19 protein-coding genes are annotated in these 24,032 nt (G+C 70.1%); 11 read left to right on the top strand and 8 right to left on the bottom strand.

The annotated features are described in order from the left end of the window. The first annotated feature begins 9 nt into the window (after positions 1-9). From VES41_RS00230 to priA, 4 genes are all read left to right on the top strand, one after another. Positions 10-2,226 (top strand): protein-disulfide reductase DsbD family protein, encoded by a 2,217-nt coding sequence (locus VES41_RS00230; RefSeq protein WP_324811509.1) that lies wholly within the window; start codon positions 10-12, stop codon positions 2,224-2,226. Positions 2,227-2,431: 205 nt separating this feature from the next. Then, on the top strand, positions 2,432-3,037 hold the full coding sequence (locus tag VES41_RS00235; protein ID WP_324811511.1) for a thioredoxin family protein: 606 nt from the start codon (positions 2,432-2,434) through the stop codon (positions 3,035-3,037). A 39-nt stretch (positions 3,038-3,076) separates the two neighbouring features. Then, entirely contained in the window at positions 3,077-4,186 is a 1,110-nt protein-coding gene (gene hemE / locus VES41_RS00240) for a uroporphyrinogen decarboxylase (RefSeq protein ID WP_324811513.1), read from the top strand. 372 nt (positions 4,187-4,558) lie between these two features. Continuing rightward, positions 4,559-6,736, top strand: a complete 2,178-nt coding sequence (gene priA / locus VES41_RS00245; RefSeq protein WP_324811515.1) for a replication restart helicase PriA — start codon at positions 4,559-4,561, stop codon at positions 6,734-6,736. Positions 6,737-6,799: 63 nt separating this feature from the next. Here the strand turns inward: priA and VES41_RS00250 are convergent, their stop codons facing one another. Further along, positions 6,800-6,991, bottom strand: a complete 192-nt coding sequence (locus VES41_RS00250) for a hypothetical protein (protein ID WP_324811517.1) — start codon at positions 6,989-6,991, stop codon at positions 6,800-6,802. A 240-nt stretch (positions 6,992-7,231) separates the two neighbouring features. Here VES41_RS00250 and VES41_RS00255 point away from each other — a divergent pair, with 240 nt between their 5' ends. Then, positions 7,232-7,885, top strand: coding sequence for a hypothetical protein (locus VES41_RS00255; RefSeq protein ID WP_324811519.1), 654 nt, complete (start codon positions 7,232-7,234; stop codon positions 7,883-7,885). Here the strand turns inward: VES41_RS00255 and VES41_RS00260 are convergent, their stop codons facing one another. After that, positions 7,886-8,857, bottom strand: a complete 972-nt coding sequence (locus VES41_RS00260; RefSeq protein WP_324811521.1) for an AEC family transporter — start codon at positions 8,855-8,857, stop codon at positions 7,886-7,888. A 120-nt stretch (positions 8,858-8,977) separates the two neighbouring features. Between VES41_RS00260 and VES41_RS00265 the strand changes: the two genes are divergently transcribed. The 3 genes from VES41_RS00265 to VES41_RS00275 are packed head-to-tail and all read left to right on the top strand — an operon-like array spanning position 8,978 to position 12,719. Then, positions 8,978-11,062, top strand: a complete 2,085-nt coding sequence (locus VES41_RS00265; RefSeq protein WP_324811523.1) for an ATP-dependent helicase — start codon at positions 8,978-8,980, stop codon at positions 11,060-11,062. A 2-nt stretch (positions 11,063-11,064) separates the two neighbouring features. Further along, on the top strand, positions 11,065-11,520 hold the full coding sequence (locus VES41_RS00270; RefSeq protein WP_324811566.1) for a hypothetical protein: 456 nt from the start codon (positions 11,065-11,067) through the stop codon (positions 11,518-11,520). Then, positions 11,517-12,719: a phospholipase A gene (locus VES41_RS00275; RefSeq protein WP_324811524.1), complete on the top strand. Its 1,203-nt coding sequence runs from the start codon at positions 11,517-11,519 to the stop codon at positions 12,717-12,719. The genes VES41_RS00270 and VES41_RS00275 overlap by 4 nt, the downstream gene beginning before the upstream one ends. On the opposite strand, the gene VES41_RS00280 is transcribed toward VES41_RS00275, so the two are convergent. The 4 genes from VES41_RS00280 to VES41_RS00295 all read right to left on the bottom strand — a co-directional run bounded on the left by VES41_RS00280 (position 12,716) and on the right by VES41_RS00295 (position 16,209). Beyond that, positions 12,716-13,060, bottom strand: a complete 345-nt coding sequence (locus tag VES41_RS00280) for a hypothetical protein (protein WP_324811526.1) — start codon at positions 13,058-13,060, stop codon at positions 12,716-12,718. The two genes, VES41_RS00275 and VES41_RS00280, sit on opposite strands and share 4 nt — an antisense overlap. Before the next feature lie 138 nt (positions 13,061-13,198). Further along, entirely contained in the window at positions 13,199-14,593 is a 1,395-nt protein-coding gene (locus VES41_RS00285; RefSeq protein WP_324811529.1) for a HAMP domain-containing sensor histidine kinase, read from the bottom strand. Beyond that, positions 14,590-15,273 (bottom strand): response regulator, encoded by a 684-nt coding sequence (locus VES41_RS00290; RefSeq protein ID WP_324811531.1) that lies wholly within the window; start codon positions 15,271-15,273, stop codon positions 14,590-14,592. Before VES41_RS00290 ends, VES41_RS00285 begins: the two co-directional genes overlap by 4 nt. 168 nt (positions 15,274-15,441) lie before the next feature. Beyond that, positions 15,442-16,209: a pseudouridine synthase gene (locus VES41_RS00295; RefSeq protein WP_324811533.1), complete on the bottom strand. Its 768-nt coding sequence runs from the start codon at positions 16,207-16,209 to the stop codon at positions 15,442-15,444. Positions 16,210-16,315: 106 nt separating this feature from the next. On the opposite strand from VES41_RS00295, the gene VES41_RS00300 reads away from it, so the two are divergent. Together VES41_RS00300 and VES41_RS00305 are read left to right on the top strand one after the other, a co-directional pair. After that, entirely contained in the window at positions 16,316-18,394 is a 2,079-nt protein-coding gene (locus VES41_RS00300) for an AsmA family protein (protein ID WP_324811535.1), read from the top strand. An 80-nt stretch (positions 18,395-18,474) separates the two neighbouring features. Then, positions 18,475-19,842 carry an NAD(P)/FAD-dependent oxidoreductase gene (locus tag VES41_RS00305; protein WP_324811537.1) on the top strand — a complete coding sequence of 456 codons (1,368 nt, stop codon included), beginning with the start codon at positions 18,475-18,477 and terminating at the stop codon, positions 19,840-19,842. Positions 19,843-19,878: 36 nt separating this feature from the next. On the opposite strand, the gene VES41_RS00310 is transcribed toward VES41_RS00305, so the two are convergent. Together VES41_RS00310 and VES41_RS00315 are read right to left on the bottom strand one after the other, a co-directional pair. Continuing rightward, a complete protein-coding gene (locus VES41_RS00310; protein ID WP_324811539.1) occupies positions 19,879-21,177 on the bottom strand; it encodes a chloride channel protein in 1,299 nt (432 codons plus the stop codon). Positions 21,178-21,205: 28 nt separating this feature from the next. Further along, the gene (locus tag VES41_RS00315) at positions 21,206-21,922 is read right to left on the bottom strand and encodes a Crp/Fnr family transcriptional regulator (protein ID WP_324811568.1); all 717 of its coding nucleotides are present in this window, start codon (positions 21,920-21,922) and stop codon (positions 21,206-21,208) included. A gap of 161 nt (positions 21,923-22,083) precedes the next feature. Here VES41_RS00315 and VES41_RS00320 point away from each other — a divergent pair, with 161 nt between their 5' ends. Continuing rightward, a complete protein-coding gene (locus tag VES41_RS00320; RefSeq protein WP_324811541.1) occupies positions 22,084-24,027 on the top strand; it encodes an AMP-dependent synthetase/ligase in 1,944 nt (647 codons plus the stop codon). Positions 24,028-24,032 lie beyond the last annotated feature (5 nt).

Raw genomic sequence — 24,032 nt, forward strand, 5'->3', positions numbered from 1 at the left:
ACCTGCCGCATGAACACCTTCGCACGCCGGCTGCTGGCGCCCTTCCTGTTTCTCATGACCGCCGGCTACGCCGCCCTGGCGCTCGCGCAGGCGCTGCCGGGCGGGCCGGCGCAGCCGGTGCTGACGACGCCCCACGTACGTGCCGAGCTGGTGGCGTATGCACCCCAGGGCGTGGCGCCGGGCCAGCCCTTGTGGGTCGGCTTGCAGATCCAGCACCAGCCCGAATGGCATACGTACTGGAAGAACGCCGGCGATTCCGGGCTCCCCACCGAGATGCACTGGACGCTCCCGCCCGGCATCGACGCCGGCGACATCGACTGGCCGGTGCCGCACAAGATCCCGGTCGGCTCGCTGGCCAACTACGGATACGAAGGCACGGTGCTGCTGCCGGTACCGCTGACCGTTTCGCCGGACTATCGCCCTGCGCCCCTGGCGCGCAGCCTGCCGGTGCGCCTGCAGGCGTCCTGGCTGGTTTGCCGGCTCGAATGCATTCCCGAGGAGGGCACCTTTACCCTCGACATCCCGTTGAACGGCAGCCTGGCGCTGAGCGCCGACGCCTTCCAGGCCGCCTTCGACGCCCGCCCGGCGCCGCTGCCGGATGCCGGTGCCGTCACGGTCGAAGGCGATCGCCTCCAGGTTCGCCTCGGCGGCCTGCCGGCCGAGGCGCAGGGCCGGATGCTCGAGTTCTTCCCGGAAACCGGCGAATTGATCCGAAATGCAGCGGTTTCCGGGCGCGACTGGACGCAGTCCTGGCAAGGCGCCACGTGGACCGCCAGCGTGCCGCTCGACCCGCAGCGGGCCGTCAGCCCGAGCAGCCTGCCGCTCGTCGTCGCTCTGGCCGAACCACGCACCGGGGAGGTGCCGCGCGCCTGGCGCGTCGACGCGCCGATCTCCGGCACCTGGCCGGGCCCCGCCGCCGCGCGCGCGCAGGTCTCCCCGGCATTGCAAGCCGCGCTGGCCGAGAACAGCGCCGCGGGCGGCCCCGTTGCCGGCGCACCCGTCCCGACGACCATGCCGCTGGCAGACGCAAGCTTTGCGCTCGCATTGGCCGGCGCCCTGATCGGCGGGCTACTGCTCAACCTGATGCCATGCGTGTTCCCGGTGCTGGCCATCAAGGTTCTGGGCATCGCGCGCCAGGCCCAGGACCACCACGGCCATCGTCGCGCGGCGCTCGCCTACAGCGGCGGGGTGGTCCTGTCTCTGCTGGCGCTCGGCGCCGCCATGCTGGCGCTGCGCGCCGCCGGCGCCCAGTTGGGGTGGGGCTTCCAGCTGCAGTCACCGGCGGTCGTGGCGGCACTGGCTGCACTGTTCACCCTGATCGGCCTGAACCTCGCCGGCGTGTTCGGTGTCGGCCGGCTGGCGCCGGATGCGGTGCTCAACCTGCAGGCGCGGCGTCCGCTGGTCAATGACTTCCTGTCGGGGGTGCTGGCGGTGGTGGTCGCTTCGCCGTGCACCGCCCCATTCATGGGCGCATCCCTCGGCTTGGCGGTGACGCTGCCATCGGCCCAGGCATTGCTGCTTTTCGCCGTGCTTGGCCTCGGGCTGGCGCTGCCCTATCTGCTTGCCGGCTTCGTGCCGGCGCTCGCACGTGCCTTGCCGCGCCCGGGTCCATGGATGGAGACGCTCCAGCGGCTGCTTGCGTTCCCCATGTTCGCCACCGTGGCCTGGCTGGTCTGGGTGCTGGGACAGCAGGCGGGGATCGACGGCGCGGGCGCCCTGCTTGCCTTGCTCGTCTGTCTGGCTGCTCTGGTGTGGGCATTCAGCCTGGCCGGCCGTGCACGCCTGATCATCGGCGGAGCGGTGGCGGCCATCACATTGGCCGTGGCCGGCGCCATCGGCGGCAACATCGTCCGGGAAGCACCCGCGGCCGCGGTGGCTTCCGCGGACGCCCGCTGGCAACCCTGGTCGGAAGGTCGGGTGGCGGAATTGGCCGCCCAGGGCAGGCCTGTCTTCGTCGACTTCACCGCCGCCTGGTGCGTGACCTGCCAGTACAACAAGAAAACCGTGCTATCCGACCCCGAGGTGCTGGCCGAATTCGACGCCAAGCGGGTCGTCACCCTGCGCGCCGACTGGACGCGCCGGGACCCGGCGATCACGGCCGCGCTGGCCGCGCTGGGACGCAGCGGCGTGCCCGTCTACGCCCTGCACATGCCCGGTCAGGCGCCGCGGATCATGAGTGAGATACTGAGCAAGAACGAGCTGTCGGCCGCCCTCGCGCGACTGTGAAAGCGTCTGTGACAGGACTTGACCCTGTCTCGCGCCGGGTTGTGTAGGCATCAGTTGAAATATCCGGTCTAAGCTCCGGCCGTGTTTCAGTTTTATGGAGACAGGCAAGAAAGACATGTCCACCGTTTCAAGCTCCGCCACGCGCTCCCTTCGCGCCGCGCGACGCGCACGTGCCGCGCTTACGCGGGCCTCGCGGCGCGCCATCATGACCGCCGCGGTTGCGCTTGGCGCCACCCTGCTGGCCGGCAGCCCGGCGCATGCCGCCCCGGCCATCGGCCAGAAGGCGCCCGATTTCGTGGCCACCGACACCCAGGGACAGCAGCACCGCCTGTCCGATTTCGCCGGCAAGTTCGTGGTGCTGGAGTGGACCAACCCCGGTTGCCCGTTCGTTCAGAAGCACTATGACAGCGGCAACATGCCGGCCACCCAGAAAGCGGCGGCGTCGCGCGGCGTGGTCTGGCTGGCCATCAACTCCACCGAGCGCGCGGCCTCCGATTTCATGCAGCCGGCCGCCATGGCCGCGTGGATGCAGGAGCGCAAGGGCGTCCCCACCGCCATCCTGATGGACCCGGACGGCACCATCGGCCAGGCCTACGGCGCACGCACCACACCCCACATGTACATCATCGATCCGAAGGGCGTGCTGGTGTACGCAGGCGGCATCGACAGCATCGCGTCGGCGCGGCAGGAAGACATCAAGACTGCCACGAACTACGTCAACCAGGCCCTGGCCGAGGCCTTCGGCGGCAAACCGGTCTCGGCCGCCAGCACCCGCGCATACGGCTGCTCGGTCAAGTACAAGAGCAGTTGACCCGCCTCGGGGGGCTGGGGCGCCTGCGACAATCGCGCCATGGCCTTTTCCCCGCTGAAGAACGACAGCTTCCTGCGCGCCTGCTGGCGCCAGGCGACCGATCACACGCCCATCTGGCTCATGCGCCAGGCCGGGCGATACCTGCCGGAATACGTGGCGACTCGTGCCCTAGCCGGCAGCTTCATGGGCCTGGCGACGAACGTCGACTACGCCACCGAGGTCACGCTGCAGCCGCTGGAGCGATACCCGCTCGATGCCGCCATCCTGTTCTCGGACATCCTCACCGTGCCGGACGCCATGGGTCTTGGGCTGTCCTTCGAGGCCGGCGAAGGCCCGCGCTTCGCCCGCCCCGTGCGCGACGAGGCGGCGGTCGCGCAACTGGCCGTGCCCGATGCGGACAAGCTGCGGTACGTTTTCGACGCCGTGGGGTCGATCCGCCGCGCGCTCGACGGGCGGGTACCGCTGATCGGATTTTCCGGCAGCCCCTGGACGCTGGCCTGCTACATGGTCGAAGGGGCGGGCTCGAGCGACTACCGCCTGGTCAAGTCCATGCTCTACGGCCGGCCCGACCTGATGCATCGCATCCTGGCGGTGAACGCCGATGCCGTGGCCGCGTATCTGAACGCCCAGATCGACGCAGGAGCGCAGGCGGTGATGATCTTCGACAGCTGGGGCGGGGTATTGGCCGACGGCATGTTCCAGACCTTCAGCCTGGCCTACACCGCGCGCGTGCTGTCGCAACTGCAGCGCCACGGGGCCGACGGGCAGCCGGTGCCGCGCATCGTCTTCACCAAGGGCGGCGGGCTGTGGCTGTCCGAGATGGGCCAGCTCGATTGCGAGGTCCTGGGCCTGGACTGGACCGTCAACCTCGGCCGTGCCCGCGCTGCCGTGGGCGAGGAAGGCACCGCACGGCCGAAGGCTCTGCAAGGCAACCTGGATCCGAACGTGCTCTTCGCACCGCCGGAGCGGGTGGCCGCCGAAGCCCGGAAAGTGCTCGACAGCTTCGGCAAACCCCATGGCGACCGGCAATCGGCCGGGCCGACGCATATCTTCAACCTCGGCCACGGCATCAGTCAGTACACCCCGCCGGACCACGTCTCGGCATTGGTGGAAGCCGTTCACTCGCACTCACGGGCGCTGCGCAGTTAGCGAAGGCTCACCTTCGTTAACGAATGTAACTGCAAACTGTGAAAAAGCCGCTTGTCAAGCACAAAGAGGTAAGCACCGGCTGACTTATACACAAAGTCCTTGTTGCACTGCGCAAGGACCGCTTGTAGGAAGCCACTGGCGACGCGTTCCAAGGTATCTCGCTAAGTGCTTGATTTTTATAGAGTTTGAAGATTGCCGTTTTTGCGGGCAACCTAGCCGAAGCCTTGATTTGCAAGGCTTGCCGGCCGGTCAGGCGCTGATATCAACAAAGTTATCCACAAAAAATCTGGACGACTTTCAAAGGCCCGAAAAATCAACGACTTAGTCCATGTTCTTACAGGGCACCTCAAGAATGTTGCTGGCGCGCGCGACATGAAGTGGCGGTTGGACGTCGCCGTGCCGACCCCCGCGCACAGTGCGCTGGGCGATCTGCTGAGCTATGGCAGCGACGCGCCGCTCGTGCCCGGGACGCTGGTGCGCGTGCCGCTCGGGCGCCGCGAAGTGCTCGGCGTGGTCTGGGCTGCGACGATCGACGACGGCGGCAGCGCCGAAGGCATCGCGCTGCGCTCGGTGGCCTCGGTTCTGGACGCGCTGCCGCCGCTGGCGCCGGGCTGGATGGACTTGGTCGCCTTTTCGGCGAGGTACTACCAGCGGGCCATCGGCGAGGTTGCCCTGGCGGCACTGCCGCCGCAACTGCGCGAACTCACCGCCGAGCAACTGGCTCGCAGGTTGCGCCGTCGAGCGACCGCGGCGGCCGGCGCGAAACCCAAAAAGGTGCGTGCACACTCAGCCGACGATGCGGCTTCCGGTGCGGCGGCGCAGGCAACCGTCGATGCGCCTCCGGCGCGACTGCCGCCAGATCCCACCGCCGAGCAGGCCGAAGTGCTGTCGCGCATGGACGCGGGCGACGGCCCCTTCCTCCTGTTCGGCAGTACCGGCAGCGGCAAGACCGAGGTCTACCTGCGGGCCGTCGCCAGCCTGCTGGCGCGCGAACCCGGCGCCCAGGCCCTGGTGATGGTGCCCGAGATCAATCTCACGCCGCAGTTGGAAGCACGCTTTCGCGAACGATTCGGCGCCGACGCCGTGGTCTCGCTTCACAGCGGAATGACGCCGGCGCAGCGCCTGGCCAGCTGGATGGCGGCGCACGTCGGGCAGGCGCGCATCCTGCTCGGAACGCGCATGGCGGTGTTCGCCTCGCTGCCTTCACTGCGCCTGATCGTGGTCGACGAGGAGCATGACCCGAGCTACAAGCAACAGGAAGGCGCGCGCTACTCGGCGCGCGACCTGGCAGTCTGGCGCGGCCGGCGCGACGGCGCGAAGGTCCTGCTGGGCTCCGCCACGCCCTCGCTGGAAAGCTGGCACCGGAGCCGCCCGCCGGCCCCGGACGACGCCGGTGGCCGCTACCAGCGGTTGCTGATGCCCTCGCGCGTCTCGGCAGGGGACGCCAAGGCCGAATTGCCGGAAGTGCGCCTGGTCGACATGACCTTGCAGCCGCCGCGCACCGTCCTCTCCGGCGCCCTGCTCGCGGCCATCGGTGAACGCGTGGCACGCGGCGAGCAATGCCTGCTGTTGCTCAACCGGCGTGGCTATGCGCCGGTGCTGGCCTGCGGCGAGTGCGGATGGAAAAGCGAATGCCCGCACTGCAGCGCCTTCCGCGTCTTCCACAAGATCGACCGCACCCTGCGCTGTCACCACTGCGGCTTCGCCGAACGGGTGCCGCGTGCCTGTCCGTCCTGCGGCAACCTGGACATTGCGCCGATCGGGCGCGGCACCGAACGGCTGGAAGAACACCTGGCCGAGCTGTTCCAACCCGTGACCCGGCCCGACGGCGAGTCGCTGCGCATTGCGCGTATCGACGCCGACAGCACGCGGCGCGAAGGCGCGCTGGAACAGCACCTGGCCGCCGTGCACGCCGGCGAGGTGGATCTGCTCGTGGGCACGCAGATGATCGCCAAGGGGCATGACTTCCGGCGCGTGACCCTGGTCGCCGCCATCCAGCCCGACGGCGCCCTTTTCTCGGGCGACTTCCGAGCGCCCGAGCGCCTGTTCGCACTGTTGATGCAGTCGGCCGGACGCGCCGGACGCGACGCCGCCTACATGGCCGCCCAGGGCGGCCGCGCCCAGATGTGGATCCAGACCCACCACCCGCGCCACCCCCTGTTCCAGGCCTTGCGTCGTCACGACTACCCCGCCTTCGCCGAACAGGAGTTGCAGGAGCGCCGCGACGCCGGCATGCCGCCCTTCGCCTTCCAGGCATTGGTGCGCGCCGACGCGCGCACCCAGGAGGCCGCCCAGGCGTTCCTCAACGAGTTCGCGCGGCAGGCCCCACTGGCTGGGGCGCAGCACGTCACGTGCTACCCGGCGGTCCCGCTGTCGATCCAGCGGGTGGCCAACGTCGAGCGCGCGCAGATGCTGGTGGAAAGTCCGTCGCGGGCCGCCTTGCAGGCCTATCTTTCGGCCGGGCGCCCGCTGCTGCAGACCCTGCGCCAGGGACCGCTGGGCAAGGGGCTGGTCCGCTGGCTGGTGGATGTGGATCCGCAGGCGATCTGAACGTCGCCCGGATGCGGCAGGGCGAGCCGCATCAGGCGGCGCGAACGGCAGTCTCGGCCTGCCTTACCGGATCTCGACGTAGCGCAACTCGCGGGTGCGGCGCCGGCGTGCCGTGCTGCCAGGCCAGGCAAACACCGCCAGCCCGAGCGCAGCGCCGGCCAGCGCCATTCCTGCGCCCAGCGCGCCATCCCGCCAAAGCCAAGCCATGGCGGCACACCACAGGGCCCACAGCACGGCGCGAACAAATGTAGACATCGAATGCTCCCATTGCCTAGGTTGCACTCTATGACAAATTGAGAACCTAAGCACTAGACAGAAGAACTATGGCGTGCGCGGCGTATGGACAAGAAACGCGCGCAATTCCCGCAGCGCAACAGGGTTGAGACAAGAGGCGCAAGAATTCGCAACAGCCATTGACGCCGTCGCCCCCGGCCGCGAGCCTCGGGTGAACGCTCACTGTCATCGGCAACCCTACCAGCGAAGGCCATGAAGACCATGCATCGACTCCACGGGGCGCTGGCGCTGCTGCTGCTCGCGGCCAGTGCCGTGCGGGCGGCCGAACTGGTCTCCGAGAACGAACGCCTCCTGGTCAGCGGCATGCTCGACGGCAGCGCCGCCAGGATGTTCTCGGACCAGCTGCGCGCCGGCGGCGTGCGCGTCGTGGTGTTCAAGGACGCGCTCGGCGGCACGGCCGAAGCGGCGCTGGTCTACGCACAGGCGATCGCGGACGCCGGCGTCGAGACCGAGGTCGTCGGGCAGTGTCACGCCGCGTGTGCCTATGCCTTCCTGGCAGGGCGCAGCCATCGCTTCGCCGATGGCGACCAGGTCAACGCCTTGCTGATTCCGGTGATGGCGCGGCCGGCACCGGGCGAAATGGCGACCCGCTGGCGTGGCGATGCGGCGCGGCGGACGCTCGTCGAGTTCACCGAGGTCGGCGAGCCGGTCGCGTCGGCGGCGCCGCAAGCCGCGGTGCCGGTCGGCAGCGGCCGCTGGCGGCCGGAGCACGGTCTGCTCTTCCTTTCGACCCCGACACTGTTCGGCCGCGTCTACAACACCTACTACTGCGACGGCAGCCAGGGCCGCGACCTGACGCGTTGCGAGCTGCTGCCCGACGCCGACCCGCGGCGGCTGGGCATTGTCTCGGACTGACTAGCGCAGGCGCGCCGCCTGCTCCACCACCAGCGGGAAGGTGAAGAAAGCCGCCACCGTCGTCCACAAGATGATGCGGGCCACCCGCCCATTGTCCGCACCGAAGCGCTCGGCCAGCATCGAGACATTGCTCGCGCTCGGCAGTGCGGCCACCAGGACGAGCACCGTCAGGGCCGAAAGCGACAGCGGCAAGCCGACCGCGCGCAGGCCGAGTGCCACCCCTGCGACCAGCACCGGATGCAGCGCCAGCTTTGCCACGACCACCGGCACCACGTCGCGCAGCGGCGCCTGCCCGCGCGCGCCCCGCGCCATCATCGCCGAGCGCGCGAGCACCGCGCCGATGGTGAACAGCGCCACTGGCGACGCCGCGTCACCGAGCATGGCCACGGTACGGTCGAGCGGGCCCGGCAGCCGCACGCTGGCCCACGAGGCTACCGCGCCGAGCATGATGGCCCAGGGCATGGGGTTGCGGAACACGCCGGCCAGCGCGCTTCGCATCGCCTGCGCCGCGCCCCGGGAATCGGCGCTGTCCAGCCGCGACAACGCGATGCACAGCGACGTGGTGACGACCATGTCGAAGATGATGGTGAAGATCACCGGCCCGGCCGCCTGCGCGCCGAGAATGGCCGTCAGCAGCGGCACGCCCATGAAACCGGTGTTCGGGAAGGCCGCCACCAGCGCGCCGAAAGCGGCGTCGTTCCAGCCGATGCGCGCCCTGACGCTCCAGGCGACGACGGCGGCCACCATGATGAACGCGCAGATTCCCCAGATCAGCGCCACGCTGCCGTCGAGCAACTGGTCGATCGGCGTCGTGGCCCCGAACCGGTAGAGCATGCTCGGCAAGGCGAAATACAGGACGAAGGCATTGAGCCCCGGAATGGCCTCGATCGGCAGGATGCGGATGCGTGCGGCGAGATAGCCGGCGGCGACGAGCGCGAAGAACGGGAGGGTGACGAGGAAGATGGGCAGCACGGGGGCGGATTGTCGCCGCCCGCCGCGGCGCCCGCCCCGGGATGCGAAAAGCGGCCCATTTATCATCGACCGCTTTGGCATCCAGCCGTGGCGCCTGCCCGGCGCGCCGAAATCCGACCCATGTCTTCCGGCCTCAATCTCGCGCAGCAGGAAGCTGTCAACTACATGCATGGCCCCTGCCTGGTGCTGGCCGGTGCCGGCTCGGGCAAGACGCGCGTCATCACCCACAAGATCGCCCGGCTGATCCAGGCCGGCGTGCCGCCCGAGCGCATCGCCGCCATCACCTTCACCAACAAGGCGGCGGCCGAGATGCGCGAGCGCGCGCGCGGACTGATCGGCAAGAACGCCGGCAAGGTGCTGATCTGCACCTTCCACGCCCTGGGCGTGCGCATGATGCGCCAGGACGGCCAGGCGCTGGGCCTCAAGCCCCAGTTCTCCATCCTCGATTCGGACGACGTGGTGCGCATCCTCAAGGACGCCGGCGGCACCACCGACGCGGCCACCGCCCGCATCTGGCAGTGGAGCATCAGCAAGTGGAAGAACATGGGGCTTTCCGCCGCGCAGGCCGAGGCGCAGGCCCAGGACGACAACGAGCGAATCGCCGCGCGCGTGATGGCCCGCTACGAGGAGCGCCTGACCGCCTACCAGAGCGTCGACTTCGACGACCTGATCGGCATGCCGCTGCGGCTGCTGCGCGACCATGAAGACGTGCGCGCCAAGTGGCAGCAGGCGATGGGCCACATGCTGGTGGACGAATACCAGGACACCAACGCCACCCAGTACGAGCTGCTCAAGGCGATGGTGGGCGAACGCGGCCGCTTCACGGCGGTGGGCGACGACGACCAGTCCATCTACGGCTGGCGCGGCGCCACGCTGGACAACCTGCGCAAGCTGCCGGTGGACTATCCGGCGCTGAAGGTCATCAAGCTCGAGCAGAACTACCGCTCCACCAGCGCCATCCTGCGCGCGGCCAACAACGTGATCGGCCCCAATCCCAAGCTCTTTCCCAAGACGCTGTTCTCAGAACTGGGCGAAGGCGAACCAGTGCGCGTGGTCGATGCCGACAACGAGCAGCACGAAGCCGAACGCGCGGTGGCGCGCATCCAGAGCCTGCGCGAGAGCTCCACGCACAAGGAATGGCGCGACTTCGCCCTGCTCTACCGCGCAAACCACCAGGCCCGGGTGTTCGAGCAGGCGCTGCGCCGGGCACAGATTCCCTACAAGGTCTCCGGCGGCCAGAGCTTCTTCGACCGGGCCGAGATCCGCGACCTGTGCGGCTGGTTCCGCCTGTGGATCAACAACGATGACGACCCGGCCTTCCTGCGCGCCGTGACGACACCCAAGCGCGGCATCGGCCACACCACGCTGGCCAGCGTGGGCCAGTTCGCCACCCAGTACAAGCTGAGCCTGTTCGAGGCGCTGTTCAGTTCGTCGCTGCCCAGCGTCGTGCCGCGGCGCGCCATCGAAGGCCTGCATGAGTTCGGCCGCTACATCAATGACCTCGAGTACCGTGCCCGCCACTGCATGGGCGCCGCCAATGCACGCGCATTCCTCGACGAGTGGCTCAAGGAGATCGAGTACGAAAAACATCTGTACGACGGCGAGGACAGCGAGCAGGCGGCCGCCAGCCGTTGGGGCAACGTGATGGAGTTCTGCGACTGGATGGCGCAACGCTGCGGCGGCGCGCTGCAGGACGACGCCGGCACCGATGCCGTCGTCGGCGAGCAGCGCAGCCTGCTCGAAGTGGCGCAGACCATCTCGCTGATCTCCACGCTGAGCGAGCGCGAACAGGACCAGAACGTCGTGACCCTGTCCACGCTGCACGCGTCCAAGGGGCTGGAGTGGCCGCACGTCATCCTGATCGGCTGCAACGAGGGGCTCCTTCCCTTCAAGCTCGACGACGACGAGGGCCGGCAGGACAAGGTGGCCGAGAACACCGCCGAGCGCCTGCAGGAAGAGCGGCGCCTCATGTATGTCGGCATCACCCGCGCCCAGCGCAGCCTGGCGGTCAGCTGGACGCGCAAGCGCAAGAAGGGCCGCGAAATGGTGGCGGCCCGGCCCAGCCGCTTCATCGAGGAGATGGCGCTGGACAAGACCACCGCCCGCGAGGACCCGCGCGAGAAGCTCAAGGCGCTGCGTGCCGAGTTCGCCCGGCGCGCAGCCGACAGCGCAGCAGCGGCCGCCGCCGATGCGGCAGCGCCGTGAGCATGCACACCGCCATGCGTAGCGCTGCAACCCCGTTGTTCCTGGCGCTGGCACTTGCCGGCTGCGCCCCCGTGTCCGCGCCGCCCGGCGCGCGCGCATCTTGCCCGGACGACGCGGCGGACCTGCCCACCCGTTCGTTGTACGGCGCATGGGAGGCCCGCATCGACGGCCAGCCCGGCGTGGCCCGCGTCGAGCTGCGGCGCCATCCCGACTACGATGGTGTGCGCGGCACCATCCAGCGCGCTGGCCAGCCGCCGGCCCAGCTGGCCGGAGACATCAATCCGTCCGACGGCCAACTGGCGCTGGACGAATCGCAGGACGGGCGCAGCATCAGCGCCAGCTGGACCGGCGTGATGGATGCGCAGTCCTGCGGCAAGCGCTTCAGCGGCAACTGGCACGCTGCCACCGACGACAAGGACCATGCATTCACCCTCGACAGGGTGCAGGGAAAACAATGATCTCCAACGACGTTTCGATCAAACCGAGCCGAGCGGCCGCGCATTGCGCGCTGCTGCTGCGCTGGTCGGCCACGGCCGCCGGCCTGCTCGCCGCCGGCGGCGCCTGGGCGCAGGCACCCGCGCTGCCGCGCACCGACTCGCAGCTGACCTGGCAGCAGTGCCAGGCCATCACCCACAACGACAGTGCGCGACTGGCCTGCTTCGACCGCTGGTCCCAGCAGCAAAGCCTTCCGGCAGCGGAGGTGCCCGCCGCGCCACCGGCGCTGGCCGGCACGGCGGCTCCTGACGCTGCACCCGCGGCGCCGCCGGTCGATTCCACCGTCCCGGTAACCCGGGTGGTGGAAGCCGACACCGGGCGCGGCTGCCGCAATCGCGAATACTCCACCTTGTCGCGCTTCTGGGAACTGGAGCCCGACGCCGGCTGCGGCGTCTTCGGCCTGCGCGGCTACCGCCCGACCGACCTAACACTGGCCGTGTCTCCCGACGCGCCGCAGACCCCGACCTCGGCCGCGCCGGACCACAACGGCACGCCGCAGGACTATCAGAAGGCCGAAATGCAGATCAACCTGTCGCTGCGCAGCAAGCTGGCGCAGGGCCTGCTGACGGGCAGCGACCCGACCCGGCAGGATTCGCTGTGGTTCGGCTACACGCAGCAATCGAACTGGCAGGTGTTCAACAACGACCTGTCGCGTCCGTTCCGCAACACGGACTACCAGCCGGAGTTCATGTACGTCTACCCGACCGACTTCCACCTGCCGGGCGGATGGCGCTGGCGCTACGCCGGCCTCGGGCTGGTGCACCAGTCCAACGGCCAGAGCAAGCCGCTGTCGCGCAGCTGGAACCGCTACTACCTGATGGGCGGCATGGAGCTCGACAACCGCTTCGTCGTCACGGCGCGCCTGTGGAAGCGCATCTCCGAGAGCCCGGACGACGACGACAACCCCGACATCACCGACTACCTCGGCCATGGCGAACTGGCTGCCTGGTGGTATCCGGACAGCCGCAACGCCTTCGGGCTGACGCTCGGTGGCTTCGGCAAGGCCTCGCAGCGCCTGGAGTACACCCGCGTGATCGGGGACCCCGGCACCAGCGACCTGCGCTTCCTGGTGCAGCTGTTCAACGGTTACGGCAACACCCTGCTGGACTACAACCGCAACCGCACCGTACTCAACATCGGCCTGCGGCTGGTGGACTTCTAGCCGCCGTCGCCGTGCACCGGCAGCGGCGCAGTCGAGCTGCCGATCGACTCCGTGCCGGCGCCGTTCGACATGCGCGCGGCATCGATGGCGCCTTGCCGGGCCAGTTCGCCGCCCTCGCCGCTGGTCATCGGCAGCGCGGTCGAACTGCCGATGGCCTCCGCGCCGGCGCCGTTCGACCTGCGCGCCGCGTCGATGGCACCCTGGCGTACCTGCGTCCCGTCGGACATGTTGACCTGCATCGGGCGGTAGTCGCCGCCATCGCTGATCAGGGGCGGCTGCTGCGCGCAGGCGGCACCTGCGGCCAGGCAAAGCAGACCGGCGGGAATGAGTGAATTGCGCATCATGATCTCCTCGGATGAAACTCGGTGGAGGCGGGCCGCGGAGCGCGGCACCAGCCGCCGGCCAATGTAGGCAGCCCGAATGAGACGAGACTGAGCAAAGAATGAGCGCAGAGTGAGCGCGCCTGCGGCAGGCGGCGCTCAGCCTGGCGCAGGCATCCGCGTGCGCACGCGCGCAACCAGTCCGGCGGTGCCTTGGCGGTTGTGCAGCTCGATGTGCAGGCCACAACGCAATGCCGCCGCCTGCGCAATGGCCAGGCCCAAACCGCTGCCGCCGGCCGCCGTACCGGGCACGCGAAAGAACCGGTCGAACGCCCGCCCGAGCCATTCGGGCGCGATGCCCGGGCCGGTGTCGATCACTTCCACCAACGGGCCGCCCGCCTCGCGCAGCAGGCGCACGTCGACCACGCCGCCTTCTGGCGTGTAGCGCACCGCGTTGTCGATCAGGTTGTCGAACACGGTGCGAAGCTCGTGCTCGGCGGCCGCCACGCAACGCAGCGCGGGCTCCTGGATCAACCCTTCGAAGCCCACGTCGACATGACGCCGGTCGGCCAACGGCATCAGCTGGCCGACGCTGTCGCGCAGGACCGCCGCCAGGTCGGTCATCGGCGGCGACTTCTGCGCCAGGTCCGGCGCATCCTGGCGCGACAGGCGCAGCAGTTGCTCGGCCATGTGGCGCGTGCGCACCACGCCTGCCTCCAGCTCGGCAAAGCGCTCGGCCGCCGCGCCGCCGGGCGGGATCAGCGCGCGCAGGTTGTCGACCTGGATGGCGATGGCGGCGATCGGCGTGCGCAGCTCGTGGGCGGCGTCCTGGATGAAGCGCCGCTGCCCGCCGAGTGCGTCGCGCAGGCGCGCCAGCAGTGTGTTGAACGCGGCCACCAGGGGGCCGATCTCCTCGGGCACGCGCTCCAGCGGCAGCTCGGCAAGGCTGTGCGCATCCTGCGCCGCGATCTCGCGCGCCGCGCCGCGCAGGGTGCGCGAGGCCGACGACACGATCAACCACAGCACCAGGAGCGACACCGGCAACAGCAGGACGATGGGCAGGCTTTCGAGCAGGGCGCGGCGCGTGGCGCGCTGCTGGCGGAAGGCCACGCTCTGGAGCACCTGCACCCGTGGATGGGCCGGGTGCGCATCGTCCGGGGCAACGTAGACGCGCCAGGGTGCCGCAGCGCCGCCGGGGTCGGCCACCTGCACGGTGCGAAAGCCGGCGTCCCCCGGCTGCAGGGGCAGCGCCAATGCCGGCCACGAGCTGGCCAGCAGGGCCTGGCCGTCCTGGCTCCACAACTGGACCACGAAGGCGCCCCCATCCAGCGCCCGCTTCGACGGCAGCTCTTGCAGCGCGCGCGGCTTGCCGCGGGCATAGGAGTCCGCCACGAGTCGCATCTGCTCGTCCATGAAGGTATCGATCAGCCGGGCATAGGCGCGATAGGAATAGAAGGCCGTCAGCGCCGTGGCCGCCAGGTGCAAGGCGACCAGCGACCACCACAGCCGCCGCCCCAGCGCCTGCGGGCGACGGGGCGGCGCCCCGCCGCTCATGGGGCGGCCGGCGCCGGGCCGGCCGGAACGCGCCACCCCAGCCCACGGACGTTGCGGATCACATCCATCCCAAGCTTGCGCCGCATCCCGTGGATCAGGACGTCCACCGCATTGCTGCTGACCTCCTCGCCCCAGCCGTAGATGCGGTTTTCCAGCTGCTCGCGCGACAGGATCGCGCCAGGGCGTTCGAGCAGCGCATGCAGCAGCGCGAATTCGCGCGCGGTCAGCGCCAGCGCCGCATCGTGGCCCGACAGCATGACCTCGCGCGTGCTCAGGTCCAGCCGAAGCGCGCTGGTGCCGATCAGGGAATGGGCGCTGCCGTCGCGCCGCCGCACGACGGCGCGCATGCGCGCGGCCAGTTCGCGGAATGCAAAGGGCTTGAGCAGGTAGTCGTCGGCGCCGAGGTCCAGGCCCAGCACGCGGTCGTCCAGGCCGTCGCGGGCAGTGAGCACGATCACGGGCGTCGCATCGCCGCGCTGACGCGTCCGGCGCAGCACGTCGGTGCCGTCCTGCCCGGGCAGCCCGAGGTCGAGCAGCACGCAGGTGTAGCCGCCGTCGGCCAGTGCGCTGGCTGCCAGGGCGCCGTCGCGCACCCAGTCGACCGACCAGCCTGCACCCGCCAGCGCCTGGGCCAGGCCCTGGCCGAGCATTTCGTCGTCTTCCGCCAATAGAACGCGCACCGCGCTGCCTTTGCCGCCCGTTGTCCGGGCACCGATTCCCCTGGCCGGGCCCGGCACTCGCGGACTCGACCTCCTGCCGCCCGACGCAGTGCGGCGGGCGCAAGCATAGTGAGCATTTCTTATTGCTGCATGAGGCGGCCGGCTGGACCGCGGGCTGCGCCCGGCGATTCAGAACCGCTCGTCCGGGCCCAGGTAGCGCCATTGGCCCTGCGGCAGCTGTCCGAGCACGACCCGGCCGATGCGGATGCGCTTGAGCCCCATCACCTTCAGGCCGACCAGCTCGCACATGCGGCGGATCTGCCGCTTCTTGCCCTCGGTGAGAACGAAGCGCAGTTGCTCCGGGTTCTGCCACTCCACCCGGGCCGGCTTGAGCGGCTGGCCGTCCAGGCTCAGGCCGTGGTGCAGCCGGGCCAGCTGGTCGCGCGGGAAGGACGCCTGCGGATTGCTGGTAACCGGGCCGTAAGCCACCCGCACCAGGTATTCCTTCTCGATCCCCGAGTCCTCGCCGATCAGTTGGCGCGCCACTCGCCCGTCCTGTGTGAGCACCAGCAAGCCCACCGAATCGATGTCCAGCCGGCCGGCCGGCGCCAGGCCGCGCAACTGCGCCGGCGCGAATCGGTTGCGGCTGCCGTCGCCCTTCCAGTGATTGCGCGGCTGCACCAGCGTGACGGCCGGCTCGTGCCCGTCCTCGGCCTGGCCGCTGACGTAGCCGACCGGCTTGTGCAGCAGGATGGTCACGCGCGCCGCCTGCTCGCCTCGGGCGGCGCGGTCGACCTCGATGCGGTCCTGCGGACCGACCTTCACACCCATGGCGGCCGGCGCGCCATTGACGCGCACCCAGCCGCGCTCGATCCATTCGTCGGCCTCGCGCCGCGAGCACAGGCCCAGCTCGGCCATGCGCTTGTTCAGGCGCACCAGGGAAACATCTTCGGACATGGGCGCGATTGTCCCTCAGCGAGGCGCCGGGACCGGCGATCGGGCCTGCCGCCTGCACAATCGCAAACAGAAGAAGTAACAATGGCGACTTCCTGATCGGCCCCACATGAAACGACCCTGGCTGCGCATGCTGATGCTCGGCGCGGCGCTGTCTGCGCTGCTGCTGGGCGTGGGCGCGTGGCTGCTGGTGCGGGGAATCGACGGCAACGCAGTCCTCGCCCGGGCCGCGCGCGAAGTGCACGCAGCCACCGGGCGCGATCTCGCCGTCGACGGACCACTGCGGCTGAAGCTGCTGCCGCGCATCGCACTGGAGGCCCACGGCGTGCGCCTGGGCAATGCGGCTTGGGGCAGCCAGCCGGACATGGCGCGGATCGGCACCCTGCGGATGGTGGTGGCGCTGGCCCCGCTGCTGCAACGCCGGGTGGAGATCGACCGCATCGAGCTGTCCGACGCCGACCTGCTGCTCGAGACCGATGCGCAGGGCCTGGGCAACTGGAGCTTCGCGGCCCAGGCAGCCCCAGCGGCCCATGGCGACGACCCCGCCGAGGCGCCTTCCGCGGCGACGCCGTCGCGGCCGGGCAGGATCCGCCTGGGCCTGGCGAACCTGACCGTGCAAGACAGCCGCCTGACCGTGCGCAATGGCCGCACCGGACGCGCCGGGCCGGCCGAGCCGCTGCTGATCGAATCGCTGGCGCTGACGCAGGAGGGCTCGTCGCGCCGCTGGCAGTTGGCGCTGCAGGCGCAGTGGCGGGCCCGCGAGCTCGGGGCCAAGGGCTGGGTCGGCCTGCAGGAGGATGCGGCGACCAAGACGCGCAGCGTGCCCCTCGAAGTGGCGCTGACGCTCGACGGCGCAAGCGCCGAGGTCAAAGGCGCGTTGGGCCTGGGCTCGCAGGCAGGCCAGGGCCGCCTGAAAGTGAATGCGCAGATCCGGCGCAAGGACGCGCTCGCGCCGGCGCTGGGCATGACGCTGCCGCTGCCGATGCCGGCGAACGTGCGTGCCGAGCTCGACTGGCAGCGCCGCCGCCTCGTGGCCGACCCGTTCGAGCTGGAAACGCAGGGCCAGTCCGTGACCGGCCGGGTCGCGTGGAACGGCGCCGCGTCGCCCGCCGAGCTGCAGCTGAGCCTGCGCGCCGACGGGCTCGACCTGGCGCGGCTCTATCCTCCGGTCAAAGCCCCCGCCGGCATCGATTCCCCGGACGACGGGCACCTGCTGTCCAACGCGGCGCTGCCGGAACTGCACCTCCCGGCCCTGGCCATCCAGGCCGACCTGCGTACCGAGCGGCTGGTGCTGCCCAACGGGCTGGAGCTTGCATCGGTGAAGGCCATCGGCCGCGGGGTAGCCGACCGGGTCGACGTCGAGCAGCTGCAGTTCGGGCTGGCGCGCGGGACCTTCCACGCCGCGGGCCACTGGCGCCAGAGCGCCGGCAGCAACGCCGTGGCGCCCCGGCTGGGGCTGCAGTTGCAGGCGCGCGGCGTGGCCATGGACGCGCTGCTGGCCGTGCTGCGCCGCGAGGCGCCGATCTCCGGCGGCCGCACGGACATCGAGGCCCAGCTCACCGGCAGCGGGCATTCGCTGCGCGCACTGGCCGCATCGCTGGACGGCGAGGTCCGCATGCGCATGGGACCGGCGACCAGCATCGGCCGCGCGCGCTCGAGCGGGCCAGGCGACCTGGTCGCGGCCGTCCTGCACGCGCTGACGCCCATGCGCGATTCCGCCGAGCGGGTGCAGGTGCGCTGCGCCGCCGCGCGCCTGCCGCTGCGGCGCGGGCACATCGAGATCGACCGCGCCATCGCCGTCGAAAGCGAGCGGGTCGACCTGGTCATGTCCGGCACGATGGACCTGGGCAGCGAGCGCCTCGACCTCGCGATGCGCCCGACCGTGCGCAAGGGCACCGGCCTGGACCCGGGCGCCTTCGCCGGCATGGTCAAGATCGGCGGCACCTTCGCGGCGCCTCATGTCGAGGCGAACCTGGCCGGCACCGCGCGCGAGGCCCTGAGCATCGGCGCCGCCGTGGCCAGCAGCGGCGTCACGCTGCTGGGCGAGCGCGTGCTCGGCCGCGTCAACGATCCGCATCCTTGCGACACCGCCTACAAGGGCGGCGGCGCGGCGCCCGCGGCCGGACGGCCGGAGACCCGGGCCGAGGCTGACGACGACGGCCCGCTGCGGCGCCTGTTCGGGCGCTGACGCAGCGGCCATCCACATCGCGAACGCCGGGCAACGCGCGTTATCCTGCAAGGCATCGGAACCACAGCAAGACATCACCCATGGACACGTCCATTGCCGAGCCGACCAGCGTCGCCGGCGCCACTCCCATCGAAGCCTGCGACGTCCTGGTGATCGGCGGCGGCCCGGCCGGCGCCACCATCGCGGCCTTGCTGGCGCAGCAGGGCCGGGAGGTGGTGCTGCTCGAGAAGGACCACCATCCGCGCTTCCACATCGGCGAGTCGCTGCTGCCGGCCAACGTCGAACTGTTCCGCAAGCTCGGCGTGTACGAGCAGGTCGACGCCATCGGCATGAAGAAGTGGGGCATCGAGTTCGTCTCGCTGGAGCACGAGCACCGAAGCTACGTCGAATTCGCCGACGCCTGGGACAAGTCCATGCCCTCGGCCTGGCAGGTGCGCCGGTCCGACCTCGACGAGATCCTCTTTCGCAACGCGGCGGCGCGCGGCGCGCGCACGCTGGAAGGCTGCCGCGTGCGCGACGTGCAGTTCGACGCCGAAGGCGCCAACGTCGAAGCGCGGCTGGACGACGGCGCCACGCGCCGCTGGCGCGCCCGCTTCGTCGTCGATGCCAGCGGGCGCGACACCTTCCTGGGCAACAAGCTGCGCAGCAAGCAGAAGAACCCCGACCACAACAGCACCGCGCTGTTCGGCCACTTCCGCAACGCCCGCCGGCTCGAAGGCAAGCGCGAAGGCAACATCAGCATCTGCTGGTTCCCGCACGGCTGGTTCTGGTTCATTCCGCTGGCCGACGGCACCACGAGCGTCGGCGCGGTGTGCTGGCCCTACTACCTCAAGGCGCGCGACAAGCCGATCAAGGACTACTTCTTCGACACCCTGGCCATGTGCCCCGAACTGGCCGACCGCCTCAAGGGCGCCGAACTGGTGGACGACAAGGTGCACGCCACCGGCAACTTTTCCTATGGCGGCACGCATTGCACGGGCGACCGCTACCTCATGCTGGGCGATGCCTTCGCCTTCATCGACCCGATGTTCTCGTCGGGCGTGTACCTGGCAATGCACAGCGCTTTCGACGGCGCCGAACTGGTGGCCACGGCGCTCGACCGGCCGGCTGCGCTGGCGCGTGCCCGCGCCGACTTCGAAAGCGCAATGCGCAAGGGACCGCGCGAGTATTCATGGTTCATCTACCGCGCCACGAATCCCACCATCCGCGACATGTTCATGCACCCGAACAATGTCGCGCGGGTCAAGGAGGCGCTGATGTCGCTGCTGGCCGGCGACATCTACGGCAACACGCCCATGTGGTGGGGCCTGCGCCGCTTCAAGATCCTCTACTACGTCATCGCCGTGCTGCATCCGCGGCGCACCTGGCGCGGCTGGCGCAGGCACCGCAACAACATCCGCGACCTGGGCAAGCTGCAGGGCGAGACGGTGATGGAGGCGCAGCAGTAGGCGACCGAGGACCGCGCCAGGGGCCTTCGACCGGCCCTAGCGTGTCGCCTCGATCGGATTGCCGTAGAGCGGTTGCGCGCCGAACTGCGTGCTCACCGCGTGCGCCACGCCGGCGGCCAGCATCACCGGTACCGTCAGCTGGAACTGGTTGGTCATCTCCAGCACCATGACGATCGCCATGAGCGGGGCGTGCGTGACGGCCGCCAGCACGGCGGCCATGCCGATCACCGCCAGCACGCGCGGATCGCCGACCAGCGCGGCGGGCAGCCACAGCGCCGCCACTTGCGCCAGCGTGCTGCCTGCCGCGGCGCCGACGAACAGCGACGGCGTGAACACGCCGCCGATGGCGCCGCTGCCCGAGCTGAGCGCGGTGGCCACGACCTTCGTCAGCAGGATGACGGCCAACGCCTGCCACAGCAACTCACCCTGCAGCACGGCCGACACCACGCTGTAGCCGTTGCCCCAGACTTGCGGCACGGCAGCCGACAACAGGCCTGCCAGCAGGCCGCCCAGGCCCAGCCGCAGCGTCAACGACCGGATGCGCCGGAAAGCGAGCCGCGTTCGCTCGAGCAACGCCAGCAGCGCCCAGCCGATCGCACCGAACAACAGCCCCGCGGCCAGCGCCAGCCCCAGGCTGGTCGCCTTCATGGGCACTGTCGGCATCACGTACAGGGGCGCGGGCTCGACCAGCCAGTAGATGAGCGCGCTCGACGTGGCCGAGGCGATGAACACCGGCGCCAGCGTATTGCGCGCAAAGAAGCCCAGCGCCAGTTCGAGCACGAACACGAGCGACGCCACCGGCGCGTGATAGGCCGAACCGATGCCCGCCGCGATGCCGCACACCATCAGGATGTTGCGCTGCTCTGCCGTGAACGGCAGGTGACGGGCCAGCACCGACGCGATCCAGGCCGACAGCTGCACCATCGGCCCCTCGCGCCCGATCGATGCCCCGGTGCCCACCGACACGAGCGCTGACAGCGTTCGCGCGAGCGTGGTGCGGTCGTTCAGGTGCGCCTCGCCGATGCGCGCGGCGTCCAGGTAGTCGAGGTGCTTGTCGCCCTGGGGGCCCCGGCGCGCCCACGCCAGCCCGGCCTGCAGCAATGCGCCGGCGACCAGCCCGCCGATCGCGCAGACCAGGGCGCGGTGCCACGGCGCCAGGCTGCGCGCGGCATCCACCAGGCCGCCGCGGTACCCCGTGGCGAGATATTCCACCTGCTGGGTCAGGGCCCGGAAGGCCAGGGTCGCCGCCGCGGCCAGCGCGCCTACGGCCGCCGCCCACAACCACAGGCGCAAGGTCCGGGCGGCGGGCGGGAGATGGCGAACGACAGGAAGCATCGCGGCCGAGCCTAGCGCACGGCGCCTTTCAAGCCGCTTCCCTTTCGCCGCCGCGGCGCAATGCCGCCAGGTCGCGCACCCGCACGCCGCCGTACTCCAGCTCGATCGCGCCGCGCGCCTGCAGCGTTCGCAGCGCCTCGTTGACCCGCTGGCGCGACAGCCCGACGAGGTAGGCCAGCTCCTGCTGCGTGATGCGCAGCAACTCGCCCACGCCCGGGAAGAGCACCGGGTTGAACAGCTGCGCCAGGTTGCGCGCGACCCGTGCGTCGGGGTTGTTCAGGCGGTCGGCCTCGCGCGCGGCGATGAACTGTCCGAGCCGTTCGTTGAGCTGGTTCATGACGAAGCGGTTGAAGCCGATCGAGTGGTCCAGCAACCAATGGAACTCGTCGATCGGCAGGCCGGCGACGACGCTGCGGCGCAGCGCCAGGATGTCGTAGCGGTAGGGTTCGCGCTTGAGCGCCGTGCCCTCGCCGAACCAGCCGCCGGAGGACAGTCCGCTGTACGTCATGGAGCTTCCGTCGGCGCTGTCCTTGCTCATCTTGAGCAGGCCTTCGACCACGCCGAACCAGTAGGTGGGCGGGCGGCCGACGCGGCACACGCGGTCGCCCGGCTCGGCGTCGCCCACGACGATGGCGGCCTCGGCCCGGGCACGTTCGGCCGGCGCCAGGGCGCGCAGCCACGGCACGCCAGAGAGCTCCGTCGCGGTGGCCGGTCGCACACGCTCGCGCAGCGAGCCGCCGTCCATGCCGCGCGTCGGCGTGCCGGCGCGCGGGAACGCGGGAATGGGATCGGCCAGGACATCGGAACGCATCGGGAAACTCCGGGGAGTAGCTTCCCCTAGATTGTCGTTGGAACGACAACATGACGTCAAAGTACCGGCCTACATTGCCGTCAACGTTTCTGAATATGTCTCAACCGAACACCACCTTTCCGCGTTTGCTGGCAGAGCACGCCAGGCGACAGCCCGACGCGCCCGCCATGCGCGAGAAGGACCTGGGCATCTGGCAGGCATGGACCTGGCAGCAGGTCGCGCGCGAGGTGCGCGAGATGGCCTGCGGGCTCGCCAGCCTGGGGTTCGCCGCGCATGACAACCTGGCGATCGTCGGCGCCAACCGGCCGCGCCTGTACATGACGGCGCTGGCGGCGCAGAGCCTGCGCGGCGTGCCGGTCCCGCTGTACCAGGACGCGGTCGCCGGTGAGATGACTTTCATGCTCGAGGACGCCGGCGTGCGCTTCGTCATTGCCGAGGACCAGGAGCAGGTCGACAAGCTGCTCGAATGCCGCGAGCAATGGCCGCGGCTGGCGCACATCATCTACGAGGACCCGCGCGGCCTGCGCAACTACGACCAGCCCGGCCTGCTGAGCCTGGAGCAGTTGCGCGAGCGCGGCCGGGCCTTCGACGCGCAGCATCCGGAGCACTTCGAGCGCGCCGTCGCCAGCGCGCAGCCGGACGACGTGGCGGTGATCCTCTACACCTCCGGCACCACCGGCCGGCCCAAGGGCGTGTGCCAGACGCATGCCAGCTTCATCGCCGCCGGACGCGGCGGTGTCGAGTCGGACCGGCTCGGTCCCGGCGACGACATCATGAGCTACCTGCCCATGGCCTGGGTGGGCGACCACCTGTTCTCAGTCGCGCAATGGCTGGTGGGCGGCTTCACGCTCAATTGCCCCGAGTCGTCCGAGACGGTGATGAACGACATGCGAGAGATCGGCCCGACCTACTACTTCGGGCCGCCGCGCACCTTCGAGGGCCTGCTCACGTCGGTGTCGATCCGCATGGAGGACGCGGCCACGCCCAAGCGCTGGCTCTATGCCAAGTGCATGGCGCTGGCGCGGCGCGTGGGCGCCGACATCCTCAACGGCGCCCCGGTGTCCGCGCTCGACCGGCTGCGCTACCGCCTGGGCGACCTGCTGGTCTACGGGCCGCTTCGCAACATGCTGGGGATGAGCCGCATCCGCGTGGCCTACACGGCGGGCGCGGCCATCGGGCCGGACCTGTTCCGCTTCTACCGGTCCATCGGCGTCAACCTCAAGCAGTTCTATGGGCAGACCGAGACCTGCGCCTACGTCTGCCTGCAGCAGGACGGAAAGGTCAAGCTCACCAGCGTGGGCACGGCAGCGCCGGGCATGGAACTACGCATCGCCGACAACGGCGAAGTGCTCGTGCGCGGCGTCTCGGTGCTCAAGGAGTACTACAAGCGGCCGGAGGCGACCGCCGAGGTGCTCGACGCCGAGGGCTACTTTCACACGGGCGACGCGGGTGTGATCGACAGCGAAGGCCACCTGCGCATCATCGACCGGGCCAAGGACGTCGGCCGCATGAACACCGGCGCCATGTTCGCGCCCAACTACATCGAGAACAAGCTCAAGTTCTTTCCGCAGATCAAGGAGGCGGTGTGCTTCGGCCACGCGCGCGACGAGGTGTGCGCCTTCATCAACATCGACTACGAGGCGGTGGGCAACTGGGCCGAGCGGCGCGGGCTGCCCTACGGCGGCTACGTCGACCTTGCCGGCAAGCCGGAAGTGCTGGCGCTGGTGGCCGAATGCATCGGCCGGGTCAATGCCGACCTGGCGGCGGAGGAAGGCATGGCAGACACGCAGATCGCGCGCTTCCTGGTGCTGCACAAGGAACTGGACCCGGACGACGACGAACTCACCCGCACCCGCAAGGTCCGTCGCGGCCACGTGGCGGACAAGTACCGCGTGCTGGTCGATGCCCTGTACGGCGGCAAGACCGAGCAGTTCATCGAAACCCAGGTGAAGTTCGAGGACGGCCGCACCGGCACCGTGAGCGCCACGCTCTCGATCGTGCCGGCCCAACGCTACCCTGCCGTCAGGGCCGCCGCATGAACGCC

It is taken from the genome of Variovorax sp., assembly GCF_035634955.1.
In the GTDB taxonomy this organism is placed as follows: domain Bacteria; phylum Pseudomonadota; class Gammaproteobacteria; order Burkholderiales; family Burkholderiaceae_C; genus Variovorax.